Annotated in this window: 20 protein-coding genes; all 20 read left to right on the top strand. The window is 33.8% G+C overall.

Features of this window, described 5'->3' with window-relative positions:
• The first annotated feature begins 3 nt into the window (after window positions 1-3).
• A complete protein-coding gene (locus tag ACPX19_RS12760) occupies window positions 4-1,233 on the top strand; it encodes an HD domain-containing protein (RefSeq protein WP_426430395.1) in 1,230 nt (409 codons plus the stop codon).
• Between the two features lie 142 nt (window positions 1,234-1,375).
• Entirely contained in the window at window positions 1,376-2,404 is a 1,029-nt protein-coding gene (gene lpxD, locus ACPX19_RS12755; protein WP_426430394.1) for a UDP-3-O-(3-hydroxymyristoyl)glucosamine N-acyltransferase, read from the top strand.
• On the top strand, window positions 2,391-3,797 hold the full coding sequence (locus ACPX19_RS12750) for a bifunctional UDP-3-O-[3-hydroxymyristoyl] N-acetylglucosamine deacetylase/3-hydroxyacyl-ACP dehydratase (RefSeq protein ID WP_426430393.1): 1,407 nt from the start codon (window positions 2,391-2,393) through the stop codon (window positions 3,795-3,797). The genes lpxD and ACPX19_RS12750 overlap by 14 nt, the downstream gene beginning before the upstream one ends.
• A gap of 91 nt (window positions 3,798-3,888) precedes the next feature.
• The gene (lpxA, locus tag ACPX19_RS12745; protein ID WP_426430392.1) at window positions 3,889-4,674 is read left to right on the top strand and encodes an acyl-ACP--UDP-N-acetylglucosamine O-acyltransferase; all 786 of its coding nucleotides are present in this window, start codon (window positions 3,889-3,891) and stop codon (window positions 4,672-4,674) included.
• A 23-nt stretch (window positions 4,675-4,697) separates the two neighbouring features.
• Window positions 4,698-5,264, top strand: coding sequence for an elongation factor P (gene efp / locus ACPX19_RS12740; protein WP_426430391.1), 567 nt, complete (start codon window positions 4,698-4,700; stop codon window positions 5,262-5,264).
• A gap of 48 nt (window positions 5,265-5,312) precedes the next feature.
• On the top strand, window positions 5,313-6,248 hold the full coding sequence (locus tag ACPX19_RS12735) for a UDP-3-O-(3-hydroxymyristoyl)glucosamine N-acyltransferase (RefSeq protein ID WP_426430390.1): 936 nt from the start codon (window positions 5,313-5,315) through the stop codon (window positions 6,246-6,248).
• A 97-nt stretch (window positions 6,249-6,345) separates the two neighbouring features.
• Entirely contained in the window at window positions 6,346-7,218 is an 873-nt protein-coding gene (gene sucD, locus ACPX19_RS12730) for a succinate--CoA ligase subunit alpha (RefSeq protein WP_426430389.1), read from the top strand.
• Window positions 7,219-7,345: 127 nt separating this feature from the next.
• Entirely contained in the window at window positions 7,346-8,092 is a 747-nt protein-coding gene (fabG, locus tag ACPX19_RS12725) for a 3-oxoacyl-[acyl-carrier-protein] reductase (protein ID WP_426430388.1), read from the top strand.
• Window positions 8,093-8,119: 27 nt separating this feature from the next.
• On the top strand, window positions 8,120-8,656 hold the full coding sequence (locus ACPX19_RS12720) for a hypothetical protein (protein WP_426430387.1): 537 nt from the start codon (window positions 8,120-8,122) through the stop codon (window positions 8,654-8,656).
• A 3-nt stretch (window positions 8,657-8,659) separates the two neighbouring features.
• Window positions 8,660-10,693, top strand: a complete 2,034-nt coding sequence (locus ACPX19_RS12715; RefSeq protein ID WP_426430386.1) for a VWA domain-containing protein — start codon at window positions 8,660-8,662, stop codon at window positions 10,691-10,693.
• Window positions 10,694-10,704: 11 nt separating this feature from the next.
• On the top strand, window positions 10,705-11,520 hold the full coding sequence (locus ACPX19_RS12710) for a prohibitin family protein (RefSeq protein ID WP_426430385.1): 816 nt from the start codon (window positions 10,705-10,707) through the stop codon (window positions 11,518-11,520).
• 236 nt (window positions 11,521-11,756) lie between these two features.
• A complete protein-coding gene (hisG, locus tag ACPX19_RS12705; protein WP_426430384.1) occupies window positions 11,757-12,614 on the top strand; it encodes an ATP phosphoribosyltransferase in 858 nt (285 codons plus the stop codon).
• Between the two features lie 49 nt (window positions 12,615-12,663).
• Window positions 12,664-13,950, top strand: coding sequence for a histidinol dehydrogenase (gene hisD / locus ACPX19_RS12700; RefSeq protein WP_426430383.1), 1,287 nt, complete (start codon window positions 12,664-12,666; stop codon window positions 13,948-13,950).
• 39 nt (window positions 13,951-13,989) lie between these two features.
• Entirely contained in the window at window positions 13,990-15,042 is a 1,053-nt protein-coding gene (hisC, locus tag ACPX19_RS12695; protein ID WP_426430382.1) for a histidinol-phosphate transaminase, read from the top strand.
• Window positions 15,043-15,102: 60 nt separating this feature from the next.
• Complete coding sequence (gene hisB / locus ACPX19_RS12690) at window positions 15,103-16,236, top strand: bifunctional histidinol-phosphatase/imidazoleglycerol-phosphate dehydratase HisB (RefSeq protein WP_426430381.1); 1,134 nt, start codon at window positions 15,103-15,105, stop codon at window positions 16,234-16,236.
• A gap of 110 nt (window positions 16,237-16,346) precedes the next feature.
• Window positions 16,347-16,928, top strand: a complete 582-nt coding sequence (gene hisH / locus ACPX19_RS12685) for an imidazole glycerol phosphate synthase subunit HisH (protein WP_426430380.1) — start codon at window positions 16,347-16,349, stop codon at window positions 16,926-16,928.
• Window positions 16,929-16,973: 45 nt separating this feature from the next.
• Entirely contained in the window at window positions 16,974-17,708 is a 735-nt protein-coding gene (hisA, locus tag ACPX19_RS12680) for a 1-(5-phosphoribosyl)-5-[(5-phosphoribosylamino)methylideneamino]imidazole-4-carboxamide isomerase (protein WP_426430379.1), read from the top strand.
• Window positions 17,709-17,792: 84 nt separating this feature from the next.
• Window positions 17,793-18,548: an imidazole glycerol phosphate synthase subunit HisF gene (gene hisF, locus ACPX19_RS12675; protein ID WP_426430378.1), complete on the top strand. Its 756-nt coding sequence runs from the start codon at window positions 17,793-17,795 to the stop codon at window positions 18,546-18,548.
• A gap of 47 nt (window positions 18,549-18,595) precedes the next feature.
• Window positions 18,596-19,222 carry a bifunctional phosphoribosyl-AMP cyclohydrolase/phosphoribosyl-ATP diphosphatase HisIE gene (gene hisIE, locus ACPX19_RS12670; RefSeq protein ID WP_426430377.1) on the top strand — a complete coding sequence of 209 codons (627 nt, stop codon included), beginning with the start codon at window positions 18,596-18,598 and terminating at the stop codon, window positions 19,220-19,222.
• A 92-nt stretch (window positions 19,223-19,314) separates the two neighbouring features.
• Window positions 19,315-21,117 carry a zinc-dependent metalloprotease gene (locus tag ACPX19_RS12665; RefSeq protein WP_426430376.1) on the top strand — a complete coding sequence of 601 codons (1,803 nt, stop codon included), beginning with the start codon at window positions 19,315-19,317 and terminating at the stop codon, window positions 21,115-21,117.
• The last annotated feature ends 48 nt before the right edge of the window (window positions 21,118-21,165 follow it).

Raw genomic sequence — 21,165 nt, 5'->3', positions numbered from 1 at the left:
AGTTTGAAGCCTAATAATAAACTTAAAATATTTAACGATCCAATTTACGGATTTATTACGATTCCAAATTCTTTAATTTTCGACCTTATTCAGCATAAATACTTCCAAAGGTTGCGTCGTATAACACAAATGGGGTTGTCTTATTTGGTCTATCCTGGGGCACACCACACACGCTTTCATCATGCGCTAGGAAGCATGTATCTAATGCAAAGAGCTATCAATGTGCTTCGTTTTAAAGGAGTTGCGATTTCTGAAGAGGAGGAAAATGGATTATTAATTGCTATTTTATTGCACGATATTGGTCATGGTCCATTTTCTCATGCTATGGAGCATAGTATTGTAAATGACATTTCCCACGAAGAAATTTCGCTTCAATTTATGGAAAAACTCAATGAAGAGTTTAACGGAAGTTTAACGTTAGCCATATCAATTTTCAAAAGTGAATACCCTCGAAAGTTTATGTGTCAACTAATATCTAGTCAACTAGATATGGATAGGGCAGATTATCTTAAACGTGATAGTTTTTATACTGGTGTTGCAGAAGGAAATATTAATAGCGAACGTTTAATTACCATGCTAAATGTAGTTGAAGATGAATTGGTAGTAGAAGAAAAAGGTATTTACAGTGTTGAAAAGTTTTTAGTAGCTAGGCGTTTTATGTATTGGCAAGTTTACTTACACAAAACTGGTTTAGTCGCTGAACAATTATTGACCAGAATATTAAAACGCGCTAAAGAATTGGTACAACAAGGTGAAGAGTTAAATTGTAGTGAACCCTTGAATTTCTTTTTAACTTCCGAAATTAATCGCGGTAGTTTTGATTATATAACTTTAGAAATTTATGCAAAATTAGATGACTACGATATTGTTGCGGCAATGAAGTCATGGAGAGACCATAAGGATTTTGTGCTTAGCAATTTGAGTGAAATGATTGTTGATAGGGATTTGTTAAAGATTAAAATGAAAAATAAACCAATTAATGCTTCTGACTTACAAACACACAATGAAGCATTGATGAATAAGTATGGCATCTCAAAAGAAGAGGCAGACTACTTTGTTTTTAGTGGTGAAATAACCAACCTAGCTTACCAAAACCAAAAACAGCACATTAATATTCAATTGAAGTCTGGTAAAATAAAAGATATAGTAAAAGTTTCGGATCAATTAAACTTAAAAGCATTAAGTAAACCAGTCACCAAATATTATATGTGTTACCCTAAAAAGAAAATGTAATACATTTTTTCTATTTTTGCGGAAACCAACAATCAATTTAAAGGCAATTAGTTGAAACATTTATATCCAAAAGTAGACCTTGAGGAACCCAAACTATTAAAAAATGTTCCATGTGACCTGTATAAAAAATAGATAAGAATACATGAAATTTACAGCAGAACAAATCGCAGGTATTTTACAAGGTACAGTAGTTGGTAATCCAAATATTGAAGTCTCAAAACTTGCAAAAATAGAAGAGGGAACAGAAGGGACTCTAACCTTTTTGGCTAATCCAAAATATAAACCTTATATATACACTACAAAATCTTCGATAGCAATTGTCAATTCAGATTTTGAACCTGAAGAGGCAATAAGCACCACATTAATTAAAGTTGAAGATGCTTATGGTGCTTTTACCAAACTATTAGAATACTACAACCAAATTAAATTAAATAAATCTGGAATAGAGCAACCTAGTTTTATATCAGATTCAGCTAAAATAGGTAATGATGTTTATATAGGCGCATTTACATATATTGGCGACAATGTAAAGTTGGGTAATAATGTAAAGATATTTCCTAATTCATATCTTGGAGACAATGTTATTATTGGTGATAACACTATAATTTTCTCAGGTGGAAAAATCTATTCTGATTGTATAATTGGTAATAATTGTGTCATTAATTCTGGATCTATAATAGGTGCAGATGGTTTTGGTTTTGCGCCAAACGCTAAAGGCGAGTATTCTAAAGTGCCACAAATAGGTAATGTTATACTTGAAGATTTCGTAGATATTGGTGCTGGTACTACAATAGATAGAGCTACATTAGGTTCTACAATTATTAGAAGAGGTGTAAAACTTGATAATCAAATACAAATAGCTCACAATGTAGAAATTGGTAAGAATACAGTAATTGCAGCACAAACTGGTATTGCTGGTTCTACTAAAATTGGAGAAAATTGTCAGATAGGTGGACAGGTAGGTATAGTAGGGCATATTACTATTGGTAATAATGTAAAAATTCAAGCGCAGTCTGGTATAGGCAGGCATGTTAAGGACAATGAAGTTTTACAAGGCTCACCAGCATTAACTTATGGTGATTATAACAAATCTTACGTATATTTTAAAAATCTACCTAAGATTGTAAAAAATATAAATGAAATTGAAAAGAAAGTAGATGGCCATAATTAAAACAGAGGTAAGGCAAAAGACCATTGAAAAAGAAGTAAAGCTCCAAGGAGTAGGGCTTCATACAGGCGCTAATGTGACGTTAGTTTTTAAACCTGGATCTGAAAATTCCGGTTATATATTTGAACGTGTAGATCTTGAGGGTAATCCAAAGATTGAGGCAGACGCAAGCTACGTGACGAATACCCAGCGCGGAACCTGCTTAGAAAAAAATGGTGTTACAATTCAAACTTGCGAACATGTATTAGCTGCTCTAGTTGGTTTAGACATAGATAACGCGGTTATAGAATTGAATGCTTCAGAGCCACCAATAATGGATGGATCTTCAAAGTTTTTTGTAGAAGCTTTGGAAAAGGCTGGTATTGTTCAACAAAAGGCTTACAGAGAAGAGTATGAAGTAAAAGAAGTAGTTTCTTATGCTGATGAGTCTACCGGAAGTGAAATTATCTTGATGCCTTCAGAAACCTACAAAGTAACCACAATGGTAGATTTTGGAACTAAAGTTTTAGGTACACAAAACGCAACTATGAACTCTGTGTCAGAGTTTAAAGATGAAATTGCGGATGCTAGAACATTTAGTTTCTTACATGAGCTAGAAATGCTTTTGGAGCACGGTTTAATTAAGGGAGGTGATTTAAATAATGCCATAGTATATGTTGATAAAGAATTATCTTCAGAAACTATGGATAAACTTCGTAAAGCTTTTAAGAAAGAAAACATTGCGGTAAAACCTAATGGTATCCTAGATAACCTAACCTTACATCACCCTAACGAAGCTGCTCGTCACAAACTACTAGATGTTGTAGGCGATTTGGCTTTAATTGGTACACGAATTAGAGGAAAGGTCATTGCAAATAAACCCGGACATTTTGTAAACACACAGTTTGCAAAAAAAATGTCTAAAATTATTAAAAACGAAAAGCGTAACAATGTACCTCAAATAGATTTGAATTCAAATCCTCTAATGGACGTAAATCAAATCATGAACATGCTACCACATAGGCAGCCTTTCTTACTGTTAGATAAGGTGTATGAGTTAACCGAGAATTACGTTATTGGCATGAAAAACGTCACTATAAACGAAGAATTCTTTAAAGGTCATTTTCCTGGAGCACCAGTAATGCCAGGAGTTTTGATATGTGAGGCTATGGCTCAAACAGGAGGTATTTTGGTATTAAGCACGGTTCCAGATCCTGAAAACTATCTTACATTTTTCATGAAAATGGATAATGTTAAGTTCAAACAAAAAGTGGTTCCTGGTGACACTTTAATTTTTAAGTGCGAGCTTATTACACCTATTAGACGTGGCATCTGTCACATGCAGGGTTATGCCTATGCCAATGGTAAACTTTGTGCAGAAGCAGAGTTAATGGCACAAATAACAAAAGTTAAGTAATGAACCGAGTGAATATTAATTTTCAAATCGTTCATAATATGTTGATAGGCGAACACATTTTCACCTATTTATCAAAAATAAAATTCCGAAAATGAATCAACCTTTAGCATACGTACATCCAGGAGCAAAAATCGCAAAGAATGTAGTGATAGAGCCCTTTACCACTATTCATAATAATGTAAAAATCGGTGAAGGAACTTGGATTGGAAGTAATGTCACCATTATGGAAGGCGCACGTATTGGCAAAAATTGTAATATTTTTCCAGGTGCTGTTATTTCTGCAATACCTCAAGATTTAAAATATAATGATGAAGATACTACAGTAGAAATTGGAGATAACGTAACCATTAGAGAATGTGTTACTATAAATAGAGGTACATCAGACAAAATGAAAACCGTAATTGGTAATAACTGTTTGGTTATGGCTTATAGCCATATTGCACACGATTGTATAGTCGGCAATTACTGTATTTTTTCTAACAACACTACGTTAGCGGGCCATGTAACTATAGGTGACAATGTTGTATTGGCTGGTATGGTTGCTGTACATCAATTTGCTTCGGTTGGAAATCATGCTTTTGTTACAGGTGGATCTTTAGTTAGAAAAGATGTTCCTCCATACGTAAAAGCAGCTCGCGAACCACTTTCGTATGTTGGTATTAATTCTGTAGGACTTAGAAGAAGAGGTTTCACATCAGAAAAAATTAGAGAGATTCAGGATATATACAGAATTCTTTATCAAAAAAATTATAATAACACTCAGGCTTCAGAAATTATCGAAGCCGAAATGGAAGCCACTCCAGAACGCGATGAGATTCTTCAATTTATAAAGAATTCACACAGAGGTATTATGAAAGGCTATTTTAAATCAAATTAATAAATAAAGAACAAAATTAAATAATGGCAAGTACATCGGATATTCGTAATGGATTATGTATCAGATATAATCACGACATCTATAAAATCATTGAGTTTTTACACGTAAAACCAGGTAAAGGGCCTGCTTTTGTAAGAACAAAGCTTAAAAGCGTTACTACAGGAAAAGTAATTGATAATACATTTTCTGCTGGTCATAAAATTGATGATGTAAGAGTAGAAACGCATAAATTTCAGTATTTGTATAACGATGGTGAACACTATCACTTTATGAATGAAGCAGATTATTCTCAAATTCAATTAACAGAAGGTGCTTTAGATAGACCGGATTTAATGAAAGAAGGTGAAATTGTAACCATTCAAATTAATACAGAGGACAATATGCCGTTGTCGGTAGATATGCCAGCAACTGTTATTTTAGAAGTAACACATACTGAGCCAGGTGTAAAAGGAAACACGGCCACAAACGCAACAAAACCTGCTACTGTAGAAACGGGGGCAACTGTAAATGTTCCATTGTTCATTAATGAAGGGGATAAAATTAAAATTGAAACTGAAAAAGGCACTTATAAAGAGCGTATAAAGGAATAATTACATTTCCTGCGAAAGCAGGAACCTCACTTTCAAAAATTATAGAGTTTGAAATTCCCTAGACAATTTTCATTAAAAGAAATTGCCAATCTAATTGGCACTGAATATGTAGGTTCTGATGATTTTCCTATTTTAGGAATGAATGAAATCCATGTTGTAGAGCCTGGTGATATTGTTTTTGTAGATCACCCCAAATATTATGATAAAGCACTTCAATCAGCAGCAACAATTGTATTGATAAACAAAGAGGTTGATTGTCCCGAAGGTAAAGCACTTCTAATATCAGACGATCCATTTAGAGATTTCAACAAGTTAACACTTCACTTTAAGCCGTTTAAATCAGCAAATGTTTCAATAGCTGAAGATGCTAAAATTGGTGAAGATACTATCATTCAGCCAAACTGTTTTATAGGACATAATGTTACGATCGGAAAAAATTGTGTTATTCACTCTAATGTCAGCATTTATGACGACACCGTTATTGGTGATAATGTTATTATACATGCTAACACCGTATTGGGCGGAAGTGCATTTTACTATAAGAAAAGACCTGAAGGTTTTGATCAGTTAAAATCTGGTGGACGTGTTGTTATTGAAAATAATGTTGATATAGGAGCGGGTTGTACCATAGACAAAGGTGTAACTGGTGATACAACTATAAAAGAGGGAACTAAAATAGATAATCAAGTTCAAATAGGTCATGACACTGTAATTGGCAGAAAATGTCTCATCGCTTCACATGTTGGTATTGCTGGCTGTACAGTTGTTGAAGATGAAGTTACTATTTGGGGACAAGTTGGTATAACTAGTGGAGTTACTATTGGAACCAAAGCTGTGATTTCTGCAAAGGCTGGTGTCAGCAAATCTTTAGAAGGACATAAGAGCTATTTTGGTATTCCTGCTGATGATATTAGATCTAAGTATAAAGAGATAGCTTCTATCAAAAAAATTCCAGAAATTCTTCAAAAATTAAAAGATTTATAATTCCCTTTAGAAAAAATAAAAAGGGTTCGCATATACGTTTCAAAAGACTTATTTTTGTGCAACTAAAATTATAAAAATTTAAAAACAACAATATCAAATGAGCGTTTTAGTAAATAAAGATTCTAAAATCATTGTTCAAGGTTTTACAGGTAGTGAAGGTACTTTTCATGCTGGTCAGATGATCGAATATGGTACAAATGTCGTAGGTGGAGTAACTCCAGGAAAAGGTGGTCAAGAACATCTTGGTAAACCAGTTTTCAATACAGTAGCAGAAGCTGTCGAAAAGGCAGGGGCAGACACAACCATTATTTTTGTTCCACCAGCATTTGCTGCTGATGCTATAATGGAAGCCGCTGATGCCGGAATCAAAGTTATTATCGCAATTACTGAAGGTATTCCTGTTGCGGATATGGTGAAAGCTGCAGATTATATCAAAGATAGAGACTGTAGGTTAATTGGTCCTAACTGTCCAGGTGTTATTACACCAGGCGAGGCTAAAGTTGGTATCATGCCAGGATTTGTTTTTAAACCTGGCAAAGTTGGCATAGTATCTAAGTCTGGTACTTTAACCTATGAAGCTGCTGATCAAGTTGTAAAACAAGGATTAGGTATTACAACAGCAATTGGTATTGGTGGTGACCCAATCATTGGTACCACTACAAAAGAAGCTGTAGAATTGTTAATTAACGACCCAGATACTGAAGCAGTAGTTATGATTGGTGAAATAGGTGGGCAATTAGAGGCTGATGCTGCTAATTGGTATAAAGAAAGCGGAAGTAAAAAACCTATCGTTGGGTTTATTGCTGGTGAAACAGCGCCTGCTGGTCGTACTATGGGACATGCTGGTGCTATTGTTGGTGGCAGTGATGATACTGCACAGGCAAAAAAGAAAATTATGAGAGCATGTGGAATTCATGTAGTGGATTCACCTGCTGAAATCGGAAAGAAAGTAGCCGAAGTTTTAGGCTAATTACTTTCCACTAAACTGTTAAAAACCTTACAAAATGTTGTGAGGTTTTTTTATTTGATGCAATTTGTAATTACTATCTTTGAAAGACATCTAACAAAGTAAACATAACTAATCAACAATAATAAATATGAAATTATTAGAAGGTAAAACAGCTATAATCACAGGTGCAAGTAGAGGTATCGGTAGAGGCATTGCTGAAATTTTTGCAGATCATGGAGCTAATGTGGCGTTCACCTACAGCTCTTCGGTTGAAGCAGCAAATGAATTGGAAAAAGAACTTAATGATAAAGGTGTAAAAGCTATAGGATACCAAAGTAATGCAGCTAGTTTTGAAGAAGCTCAAAAGTTGGCAGATGATGTAGTGGCTGAATTTGGCTCCATTGACATATTGGTAAATAATGCAGGTATAACAAAAGATAATTTGTTAATGCGTATGAGTGAAGAGGATTTTGATAAAGTTATTGAAGTCAACTTAAAATCCGTATTCAATATGACTAAAGCTGTACAGAGAACAATGCTTAAGCAGCGTAAAGGCTCAATCATTAATATGAGTTCTGTTGTTGGTGTTAAAGGAAATGCAGGTCAGACCAACTATGCGGCCTCTAAAGCTGGTATCATTGGTTTTTCGAAGTCAGTAGCGCTAGAATTAGGATCTCGAAACATAAGAAGTAACGTTATAGCACCTGGTTTCATAGAAACTGAAATGACCGCCAAATTAGACGAAAACACTGTAAAGGGATGGAGAGAAGCGATTCCTTTAAAACGCGGTGGAACCCCTGAAGATATTGCAAATGCCTGCGTTTTTCTTGCTAGCGACATGAGCGCATACGTTACCGGTCAAACCCTAAATGTAGATGGTGGAATGTTAACGTAACCATTTATTTGATTTAAATTACATATCATGAAATTTTTCATAACATCAATCTTACTATTTATTAGTGTAACTACTATAAAAGCTCAAGATTGGGAGAAATACAAATCGGAAGACCTTGCTTTTATAGCAGAGTTTCCAGGCAAACCACAAAGAACAGTACAGCAAATAGAAACTGCTGTTGGCGAACTTGATATGCATATGGTTGGATATGGATCATCACAGACAGGTGATAACGCATATTATGCTGTCGTTCGCAGTGATTACCCGAGTGAACAATTTACTGATATGACTGATGAGAAAATAAAATCGATTCTAGATGGTGCTGTAAATGGTGCTGTCAATAATGTGCAAGGTACATTAGAGTCTGACGAAAACATCAATCTGAATGGATATCCGGGAAGAAAAATAAAGATTAATGCACCAGGTTTGGAATTATATATGAATGCTTACTTAGTCGAGAATGTTATGTATGTCAACCAAGTAATAGCAGAAGAGGGTAATGTAAACACAAAAAACCTTAACTATTTTTTGAACTCATTTGATATAATTAATGTAAAACAATAAACATTGACAGAAAGTAGTGTGTTTTATATTATTCTAGCATTTACAACAGCGCTTTTATTAGCGCTGTTTCAATATGTTTATAAATCCAAACTAAATGCTAGGCTTAAAGCTATATTAACGGTTTTGAGAACGGTTTCTATATTTGGTGTTCTTCTGTTGCTTATTAACCCAAAATTTGAATCAAACACTTTTTATGACGAAAAGCCAACGCTGGTTGTTGCTGTTGATAATTCAGAATCTATTACTTATTTAGAACAAGATAAGAATGCAGAAGATGCTCTGAAGTTACTGAGTGATAATTCTGAAATTCAAAAACGATTTAATATTGAAAGTTTCAGCTTTGGGAAATCTTTAAATCCCATCGATTCTCTAGACTTTTCAGAACTACAATCAAACATTTCTAATGTGCTGAAACAAATAGGCGAAGTATACTCTAACCAAGTAGCTCCAGTTGTGCTGTTAAGTGATGGAAATCAAACTTATGGTACTGACTATAGCTTTATTTCAAGTTCTGTTAATCAACCCATTTATCCAGTTATTTTAGGTGATTCTACAGTATATACAGATTTAAGCATTAAACAGCTTAATGTTAATCGTTACGTGTTTTTAAAAAATAAGTTTCCTATTGAGATTATAGCTAATTATAATGGTACGGAATCCATAAGCACTGAGTTGAAAATATGGTCTGGTAATACTGTGGTTTTTAGAAAACCGATTGAATTTGATGCTACCAAAACATCTGAATTTATTACAACAACTTTAGCTCCAAATACTGTTGGCGTTAAAACTTATAGGGTAGAATTAACCCCTTTAAATAAAGAAAAGAATACAGTAAATAACTCTAAAAATTTTGGTGTAGAAGTTATAGACCAAAAAACTAATATTGCTTTGGTATCAGAACGTTTGCATCCAGATTTAGGAACACTAAAAAAGTCTATAGAAAGTAACGAACAGCGCAGTGTTTCTATTTTAAAACCAAACGAATATTTAAGTAAAATAAATGATTTTCAATTAGTTATTTTATATCAACCAAACAATAGCTTTAATGAAGTATTAAAGGAAATTACCAATCAAAAATTAAACAGTTTTACAATAACTGGCAATACAACAAATTTCAGTTTGTTAAATAATTCTCAGTCGGCTTACAAACAAACGGTGACTAATCAATCTGAGGATTTTCAACCACGATTAAACAGAAATTATAATACGTTTATTATCGATAATTTAAATTTTGAGGATTATCCACCATTACAATCAGAATTTGGGACAATAGAGTTTTCTGTACCAAACGCTATTATTTTATCAAAATCGGTGAATGGCATCGATACTAATCAACCAATGCTTTCTACTTTCGAAGTTGACAATACAAAACATGCTTTGTTAAATGGTGAAGGCATATGGAGATGGAGAGCACAATCCTATTTAGAGTCTGAGAGTTTTAATGATTTTGACAATTTTATTGGTAAGTTAGTGCAATATCTCAGTTCAAACAAAAAGAGAAGTCGACTCAACATAGACTACAAATCGTTTTATAATGGTAATGATGATGTTATAATTTCAGCACAATATTTTAATCAGAATTATGAATTTGATAATTCTGCGGCATTAACCATAGTCTTAAAAAATAAAGAGAATGACGCTATTAGAGAAGTGCCATTGCTCTTAAATAACGGAAACTACAATGTTGACCTAAGTGGTATTTCAGCAGGTTCCTATGATTTCACAATTAAACACAATAGCGAAGCTATTGCGGCTTCTGGTAGTTTTGAAGTTTTAGAATATAATGTTGAGCAGCAATTTTTAAACGCAGATATAGAAAAGCTTCAGGCTTTAGCAACGAATAGTAATGGAAATGCTGTTTTTAATACTGAAATAGATAAATTAATTTCAGAATTGTTAAATGATTCTAGATATGTTACAATTCAAAAAAGCACCAAAAATATTGTACCTTTGGTAGATTGGAAATATCTACTCGCACTTATAGCATTGAGCTTATTTAGTGAGTGGTTCATCAGGAAATATAACGGATTAATTTAAAAATATTAGCTATGGAAAAATTACCAAAAATTGGATTACCAATCTTAGTAGGAATTGTTTTATTTATAATAATTATTGCTAAATCTGCTGTAACCATAGGTTCAGGAGAAGCAGGTGTACTGTACAAAACCTTTGGAGGTGGAGTGGTTACAGACCAACCACCACTAGGTGAAGGTTTTCATGTTGTAGCACCTTGGAATAAAGTTTATGTTTACGAAGTAAGAAGACAAGAAATTTTCGAGAAGATGAAGGTTTTATCATCTAATGGATTAGATATTCAATTAGATGCTTCTGCTTGGTACAAACCAGACGAAAGAAACTTAGGTAAATTGCATCAAGAAATTGGTGAAGATTATTTACAGCGAATTATTTTACCAACTATTCGTTCTGCGGCTCGTAGTGTTGTTGGCCGCTATACACCAGAGCAATTATACTCTAGTAAACGTGATGCTATTCAACGTGAAATTTTTGAAGAAACTAAAAAAATTGTTGATGAGCAATATATTGTTTTAGATGAAATATTGGTTAGAGATGTTACATTACCACCAACAATTAAGGACGCCATTGAACGTAAACTTAAGCAAGAACAAGAATCTTTAGAATATGAATTTAGACTGGTAACTGCTGAGAAAGAAGCAGAACGCCAGCGTATAGAGGCACAAGGTAAAGCAGATGCTAACCGAATATTGAGTGCTTCGTTAACAGATAAAATTCTACAGGACAAAGGTATTGAAGCCACTAACAAACTAGCTGAATCACCTAATAGCAAAGTGGTTATTATCGGTTCTGGTGAAAGTGGAATGCCTATAATTTTAGGCAATCAATAAAAAATTTTGTTAAACGTTTGGAATTCTGAATTTATTTTTTGAAAATTTGTTTATAACAAAATAGCAAATGACATTTATTCAATTTAATCATCATCATTTTCATACTTGCACTCAAGCGAGCTGAAAATGTATTGAATAAAACCAAGATATTTTTAAAACCGTTTGAGTAAATCAAGCGGTTTTTTATAAAAACTTCACCAAAGATTTACTCAAACACTTTTAACTAAAAAAGAAAAATGAGTAAATTAAAAATTGCAATTCAAAAGTCAGGACGATTAAATGAGGATTCTATGAAAATCCTTAAAGACGTTGGTATTTCTATCGATAATGGTAAAGATCAACTCAAAGCATCAGCTAAAAACTTTCCTCTAGAAGTATTTTATTTGCGTAACGGAGACATTCCTCAGTATTTAAAAGATGGTGTTGTAGACGTAGCTATTATTGGAGAAAATGTTTTAGTAGAAAAAGGACAAGACATCACGATTGCTGAGAAATTAGGATTTTCTAGCTGTAAAGTGTCTGTAGCGATTCCAAAAGGGAAAAACTACAATTCTATTAAAGATTTAGAAGGAAAACGTATTGCAACGTCGTATCCAAACACAGTCAATCAATTCTTAAAAGACAACAATGTCAAAGCGAATTTACACATCATTAACGGTTCTGTTGAAATTGCGCCAAACATTGGATTAGCAGACGCAATTGTAGACATCGTTTCTAGCGGAAGCACATTATTTAAAAACAATCTTAAAGAAGTTGAAGTCATTTTAAAATCGGAAGCTGTCTTAGCAGTTTCACCTCAAATTTCTTCCGAAAATCAAGCGATTTTAAACAAGTTACAGTTTAGATTACAATCGGTTTTAAAAGCAAGAAACTCACGTTATGTGTTACTTAATGCGCCAAATAACAAAGTAGACGACATTATAAATATTTTACCAGGGATGAAAAGCCCAACAGTTTTACCATTAGCTGAAGAAGGCTGGAGTTCACTACACTCGGTAATTAATAAAAACGATTTCTGGGAAATCATAGACGAATTAAAAGTGAATGGGGCAGAAGGAATATTAGTGTGTCCAATTGAAAATATGGTGCTCTAAAACGTCACTTCGAGTGATTTTGAGGAACGAAAAATAGTATCGAGAAGAAATGAAAACAATAAAATACCCAAATAAAAATTCGTGGTCAGAACTTTTAAAGCGACCAACACAAACTGTTAACGATATAGAAAGTACGGTAAATCAGATTTTTGAAGACGTACAACTTAATGGTGATGCGGCTGTTAGAAAGTACACTAACTTATTTGATGATGCAGATTTAAAATCGAATCTAGTAACAGTGCAAGAGATTGAAGATGCAACCTCTAAATTATCATCAGAATTAAAAGCTGCTATTAGACAAGCAAAGTCAAACATTGAGACATTTCACAAAGCTCAAAAAACAGAAAAGGTAAGTGTTGAAACATCTGTTGGAATTACCTGTTGGCAAGAAAAACGAGCCATTCAAAAAGTTGGAATTTATATTCCTGCTGGTACAGCGCCATTATTTTCAACAGTTTTAATGTTGGCAATCCCTGCAAATATTGCTGGTTGCAAAGAAGTTGTGTTATGTTCTCCCCCAAATAAAGATGGTAAAATTGCTAACGAAATTTTATATACAGCGCAACTTTGTGGTGTGACTAATATAGTAAAAGTTGGAGGTATTCAAGCCATTGCAGGGTTAACATTCGGCACTGAAACTATTCCGAAAGTCTATAAGATTTTTGGTCCAGGAAACCAATTTGTGACTGTTGCAAAGCAAATGGCTACAAAATATGGTGTCGCTATCGATATGCCTGCTGGACCAAGCGAATTATTGGTTGTTGCAGATGACAGTGCAAACGCAAGTTATGTGGCTTCAGATTTATTAAGCCAAGCAGAACATGGGACTGACAGTCAAGTGATTTTAGTATCAACGTCTGAAAGTTTTATAAATGAAGTTGAAGCTGAAATCAACACGCAAATCAAAGCATTGCTAAGACAAGATATTGCACAACAAGCTATCAATAATTCAAAATCTATCTTGGTTAAAACTGATGAAGAAGCATTAGATTTAATCAATGATTATGGTCCAGAACACTTTATAGTAGTGACTAAAAACAACGATTTTTATGTCGATGGCATTCAAAATGCAGGTTCGGTATTTATAGGTAATTACACACCAGAAAGTGCTGGCGATTATGCGTCTGGCACCAATCATACCTTACCAACCAATGGATATAGTAAAGCGTATTCTGGCGTCAATTTAGACAGTTTTACAAAAGCCATTACGTTTCAAAACATCTCAAAAGAAGGTTTAAAAAACATAGGAAACACCATAGAACGTATGGCAGAGGCTGAAGGCTTACAAGCGCACAAAAACGCAATTTCGATTAGATTAAAAGATTTAACGAATTAATGTCATTCAGAGCAAAGCGAAGAATCTAAATAACATAAAATGAAACAAAATTTCAACATAAATAACTTAGTCAGACCAAACATCACTGCCTTAAAGCCATATTCTTCTGCAAGAGATGAGTTTAAGGACGCAACATCTAACCAGATGATTTTCTTAGACGCTAATGAAAATCCGTTTGAAAATGGTGTAAATCGCTATCCAGATCCGCAACAAAAGGATGTAAAATCTATGTTGTCAAACATTAAAAACATTCCAGCACAAAATATCTTGTTAGGCAATGGCAGTGACGAAGTTTTGGACTTAATTTTTAGATCGTTTTGTGAGCCAAATCAAGATAATATCATCACATTACCACCAACTTATGGTATGTACGAAGTATTAGCAAACACAAATGCTATAGACGTTTTATCGGTTGAATTGGGTGTTGATTTCCAACCTAAAGCTGAAGACATTTTAAACACACAAAACAGCAATACAAAACTGTTGTTTTTATGTTCGCCAAACAACCCAACAGCTAATAGTTTTAAAGTGCCAATAATTGAAAAACTATTAAATAATTTTAAAGGAATTGTAGTGATTGACGAAGCATACATCGATTTTTCAGAAGACGAAAGCTGGACTTCAAGATTATCAGATTTTCCAAATTTAATAGTAACCCAAACGCTTTCTAAAGCTTACGGAATGGCAGGTATCAGACTTGGAATTTGCTATGCATCTACTGAAATTATTTCAATTTTAAATAAAATAAAACCACCATATAACGTCAATCAACTAACGCAGCAAAAGGCAATTCAACGATTAGAAAATCAACAAGACGTTAAAAGTGAAATTCAAAAAATAATTTCAGAAAGAAGTCTGTTAATTAAAGCATTAGGTTTGGTTACTTGGATTGATACTATATATCCAACTCAAGCGAATTTTGTGTTAGTAAAAGTAGATGATGCCAATAAACGATACAATCAGTTGGTAGAAAAAGGCATCGTCGTTCGTAACCGAACCAATCAGCCACTTTGCGATAACTGCTTGCGTTTTACGGTTGGAACAAGTCAAGAAAATGAGAAATTGATTGAAGTATTAAAGAAGTTAAACTAATAATAGATTCCTGCCGAAGTCTATCTTGAGCGTAGTCGAAAGGCAGGAATGACAAATAAGATGAAAAAAGTATTATTCATAGACCGTGATGGTACATTAATTAAAGAACCAGCTGACGAGCAAATAGATAGCTTTGAAAAGTTGGTGTTTTACCCAAAAGTGTTCACGTATTTAAGTAAAATCGCTAAAGAATTAGATTTCGAAATCGTAATGATTACCAATCAAGATGGATTGGGAACAGATGTTTATCCAGAAAATACGTTTTGGCCTGTTCACAATTTCGTGCTTCAATCTTTTGAAAACGAAGGTGTTATTTTTGAAGAACAATTTATCGACAGAACCTTTGCAAAAGACAATGCGCCAACACGAAAACCAAATACAGGATTGTTAACCAAGTATTTTAGCGAAGATTACGATTTAGAAAATTCGTTTGTCATAGGCGATCGATTAACAGATGTAGAATTAGCTAAAAACCTTGGTTCTAAAGGCATTTTTATCAATGATAATACCAATTTGGGAACAGATGAAATCACGGTAAAACGCGAGGCTTTAGACGAGTTTATTGCATTAGAAAGCAACGATTGGGAAGAAATCTATAAGTTTTTGAAAGCTAAAGAACGTACAGGAAGTATTGAGCGAAATACTAATGAAACCAAGATTAAAATTGATTTAAATCTTGACGGTATAGGACAAAGTATTATCGATACAGGTATTGCGTTTTTCGACCATATGTTAGATCAAATTGCGCGTCACGGACAATTAGATTTAAGCATAAAAGTTGATGGTGATTTAGAAGTAGACGAGCATCACACGATTGAAGATACAGCAATTGCTTTAGGTGAGGTATTTGCTACGACTTTAGGAAATAAGTTAGGCATAGAACGTTACGGTTTTAGCTTACCAATGGACGATTGTTTTGCGCAAGCTGCAATAGATTTTGGTGGTAGAAATTGGCTGGTTTGGGAAGCCGATTTTAAACGCGAAATGATTGGTAAAATGCCAACCGAAATGTTTTTTCACTTCTTTAAATCCTTTACAGATGGTGCAAAGTGTAACCTAAACATAAAAGCAGAAGGCATAAACGAGCATCACAAAATTGAAGCGATTTTTAAAGCATTTGCAAAAGCAATAAAAATGGCTATAAAACGAGACGTTGAAAAAATGATTTTACCAAGTACAAAAGGAATGTTGTAGTACTTGCCATTCTGTACTGTCCCACTGAGCATAGTCGAAGTGTGATACTGAATCTAAACAAAAATGAATAATAATTAATAAGATTCCTGCCTACGCAGGAATGACAATAAATGAAAATAGTCATCATAAATTACGGTGCAGGAAACATCAAAAGCATTCAATTTGCTTTTAAACGCTTAGGTTTCGAAGCAGTTTTATCTAATAATCCTGAAGACATAAAAGCCGCAGATAAAGTGATTTTCCCTGGTGTAGGCGAGGCTAGTAGTGCAATGCAAAAGCTAAAAGAATCAGGTTTGGATCGTTTGATTTCGCAGTTAAAACAACCTGTTTTAGGAATTTGTTTAGGTATGCAGCTTATGTGCAAATCTACAGAAGAAGGAAATACAAAAGGTTTAGGCATTTTTGATGTAGATGTTAAACGCTTTTCAAACTCAGTAAAAGTTCCACAAATGGGTTGGAATACAATTAGTAATCTTCAATCAGATTTGTTTAAAGGTATTAAAGACAAAGAGTTTATGTATCTAGTTCATAGTTTTTATGTAGAACAATGCCAGGAGGCAATTGCAACTACAACTTATGATGTAGAATACGCTTCAGCATTACAAAAAGATAATTTTTATGGTGTGCAGTTTCATCCCGAAAAATCATCATTGGCAGGCGAACAAATTTTGAGAAATTTTATCAATTTATAAAATAATAAAACGATTAGCTAAAAGCTAAAAGCAAAAGGCGAAAAAATGAGAATAATACCAGCAATAGATATAATAGAAGGAAAGTGCGTAAGATTAACTAAAGGCGATTACAGCACTACAAAAATGTACAATGAAAATCCGTTAGAAGTTGCCAAGCAATTTGAAGGTGCAGGCATAGAATACTTGCATATGGTAGATTTAGAAGGCGCTAAAGCAGATCACGTAGTTAATTATAAAGTGTTAGAAAAGGTGGCAACAAAAACCAATTTAAAAATCGATTTTGGTGGCGGACTTAAATCGGACGACGATGTATTTACTGCTTTTAACTCTGGTGCAAGACAAATAACTGGTGGTAGTATAGCTGTAAAAAACTCGGATACTTTTTTACGATGGATTAATGAATATGGGACGCAAAAAATTATTCTTGGCGCTGATTGTAAAAACGAAAAAATCGCTATTTCTGGATGGTTAGAAGAAAGTAGCTTAGAAGTTGTTCCGTTTATTCAGGAGTATCAAAAAAATGGTATTCAGTATGTTATATGTACAGATATTTCAAAAGACGGAATGCTACAAGGTCCATCGGTAGATTTGTATAAAAAAATAATCAACCAATGTACCAATGGTAGCGCAGATCAATCTGTAAAACTAATCGCTTCTGGTGGAGTAACAACTATTGAAGATGTTGAAGTTTTAGCAGCCATAGGTTGCGATGGAGTAATAATTGGTAAAGCCATTTACGAAAACAGAATAAGTTTAAAAGAATTAGAACGCTTTTTATAATAAAAATAATTAGCCTTTTGCCTTTTGCTTTTAGCAACACGTTAGAAGCAAAAAGCCAAGAGCCAAAAGCCAAAAGCCAAATAAATGCTAACAAAACGAATAATCCCTTGCTTAGACATTAAAAACGGTCGCACCGTAAAAGGTGTCAATTTTGTCAATTTAAGAGATGCAGGCAATCCTGTAGAATTAGCAAAACAGTATGCAGAAAAAGGTGCAGACGAATTAGTGTTTTTAGATATTTCTGCAACTTTAGAAGGTAGAAAAACAATGATTGAAATGGTGTTGAAAGTCGCCGAACAAGTCAATATTCCTTTTACAGTTGGCGGCGGAATTTCATCAATAGAAGATGTAGATGTGCTTTTAAAATCTGGAGCAGATAAAGTATCCATAAATTCATCTGCAGTGAAACGACCCGAATTAATAAACGAATTGTCAAGTAAGTTCGGTAGTCAATGTGTTGTGGTCGCCATAGATGCGAAACAAGTTAATGGACACTGGAAAGTCCATTTAGCTGGTGGAAGCATTCCGACCGAGTTAGATTTATTCGATTGGGCAAAAGAAATTGAAACAAGAGGCGCAGGCGAAATTCTGTTTACATCTATGAACAACGACGGAACTAAAAACGGATTTGCAAATGAGGCATTGGCCAAACTATCAGAAACTGTAAATATCCCTATAATAGCTTCTGGAGGCGCAGGTACTATTCAGCATTTCATGGACACATTTAAATTTGGAAAAGCAGATGCTGCTCTGGCTGCAAGCGTTTTTCACTTTGGTGAAATAGAAATAAAAGATTTAAAAGAAAAATTAAAACAGGAAGGTATTTCTGTTAGACTATAATTTGTCATCCTGAACTTGGTTCAGGATCTTATAAAAAGCTAATTATAATGAACATAGATTTCAAAAAAAATAACGACGGATTAGTCCCAGCAATAATTCAAGACGCAACAACCAAAAATGTATTGATGTTTGGTTATATGAATGAAGAAGCACTTAAAAAAACGCAAGACTCTAAGCTTGTGACTTTTTTTAGCCGAACTAAAAACCGATTATGGACTAAAGGTGAAGAAAGTGGTAACGTTTTAAATTTGGTCGATATTAAACTAGATTGCGATAATGATACGCTATTAATTACGGTAAATCCAAAAGGACCAACTTGTCACAAAGGAAGTGATACCTGTTGGAATGAATCTAATAATGAGTCTTATGGTTTCTTAACCCAATTAGAAAACACTATAGCTAAGCGCATAGAAATTTCAAAAATAGATCCTGACCTACGTCAGGATGAGAAAAAGAGTTATATTGTTTCGCTTTTTGACAAAGGCATCAATAAAGTAGCACAAAAAGTAGGTGAAGAAGCAATAGAAGTAGTAATTGAAGCTAAGGACAACAACGACGACTTGTTTTTAAATGAAAGTGCAGATTTATTATTTCATTATTTAATATTATTACAAGCCAAAGGGTTTACATTGAAAGATGTTGTTTCTATTTTACAACATCGAGATAAAAAATAATTTTTATCGATAAAACGTAAATTTTTACGACAAAACGTTATTTTTTGTTGAAAATGTGTATATTGCAAATCCAAATCTTAACCCAAATCTCAATGAAAAACTTTACAATTAGTATTGTAACTTTATTCTTTTCTTTGTTTACTTATTCTGTTTTGGCACAACAATGTGCGTTTGATAATCAAAGAGAAGTATTATTACAAAATTCAAATTATGTTCAGCAAGAACAGTTGGCAGAACAAAAAATCCGAAATTTTATTTCTGGTGATAATATAGCCAAACGAAATGGTATAGTTTATACTATTCCTGTTGTCGTGCATGTATTACATTTAGGTGAGGCGGAAGGTACAGGATCAAACATTTCTGATGCTCAAATTCAAAGTAGTATAGATAACCTTAATGATTTTTATAGAGGTCTTACACCTGGTAGTTTGGTTGATTTTGAAATTGAATTTGCATTAGCTCAAAGAGATCCAAATTGTGCACCTACTACAGGAATTAATAGATTTGATGCATCAGGAATACCAGGTTATGCAAGTAATGGTGTTAATGTAGCAAATTCAGATGGAGCCGATTATGAAACCATAAGAGACTTTATAAATTGGCCATCAACTGACTATCTAAATTTTTGGATTGTAACGGAACTAGATAATAATGGTGGTGGTTTTGGTTATCAAGGCTATGCGTATTTTTATAATGAATTTAGTAATTATAACGGTTCTGTTATGATGTCTTCGGTTTTCGGGTACGACCCTGGAAACACAAATGGTTGGGGTTTAAACTCTAATGGAGATAATAGTACAGTTGTTCATGAGGTAGGACACTATTTGCATTTGTACCATACATTCCAAGGTGACGACACCAATAATGATGGTGTTGCTGATACATGCCCAGCAGATACAACTGTTGGTAATGATAGTGATGGTTGTGCTGATACAGTACCACATCAAAGAGAAACAAGTACTTGTCCCGCAAATAATGCATGTACAGGTAGTGCTTGGGTAGATAATAACACCATTAACAATGTAATGAGTTATTACTTTTGTACAGATAGGCTAACTGAAGATCAAAAAACAAGATCAAGGGCTGCAATGACAGGTACTAAAATAATCGATTCTAAAGGAGCTGAAGCACCTGAAGCTGGTTTTGTGGCTCCTTCAACAGTTTGTTCTCCTAATTCACCTGCAGGCACTAATTTATCGGGTATATTGAGTGTAGAATTGAATTCTACTACATTAATTTCATCAACAACAGATAATGATGGTGGTAATTTAGATCGAAGTGTGAATTGTAATGGCCTTTTTAATATTGATACAGATAATCCTTATACAATGAATGTTGAAATTGCAGCAGGTAATTTCCATCAATTAGGGGTATGGATAGATTGGAATAACGATGGTGATTTTGATGATGATGCAGAAACACAGCATTATTCTGAAGATATTGCAGGAAGTTCAATCGTTCCGGTGTCATTAACATATCCTACAACAATTCCCTATGACAGCTATGTAAGAATGAGATTAATGACGGATGTTGATAATAGATATGGTGGTGTAGGGACTATAAATACACCATGTTATACCTCATTAGCTTATGGTCAGTCAGAAGATTATGCACTATACATAGAACCAGGAACATTATCGGTTGAAGATATTGATACAAATGTATTAAATATACATTCAGATAATTCTAATGATAAACTTATTGTGAATGGGCAATTATTGCAGGTATCTACTGCAAACTTATACGATATACAAGGACGATTAGTCAAGAGTGAAACGTTGAATACTTCATCTACTAGAAATACAATAGACGTATCAGGATTAAGCAGTGGTGTTTATATTGTAAAAGTCTCGAACAACGCTCAATTAAAAGTCAAAAAAGTAATTTTAGATTAGTAAATAGTTAGTTAGTAATTCTTAAAAGGCTATCAATATTTCACTTGG

The sequence above is a fragment of the Winogradskyella sp. HB-48 genome, assembly GCF_049942685.1.
In the GTDB taxonomy this organism is placed as follows: Bacteria; Bacteroidota; Bacteroidia; order Flavobacteriales; family Flavobacteriaceae; genus Winogradskyella.
Note: the sequence above shows the minus strand (reverse complement) of the source record. Positions and strands in the feature narration are given on the sequence as shown.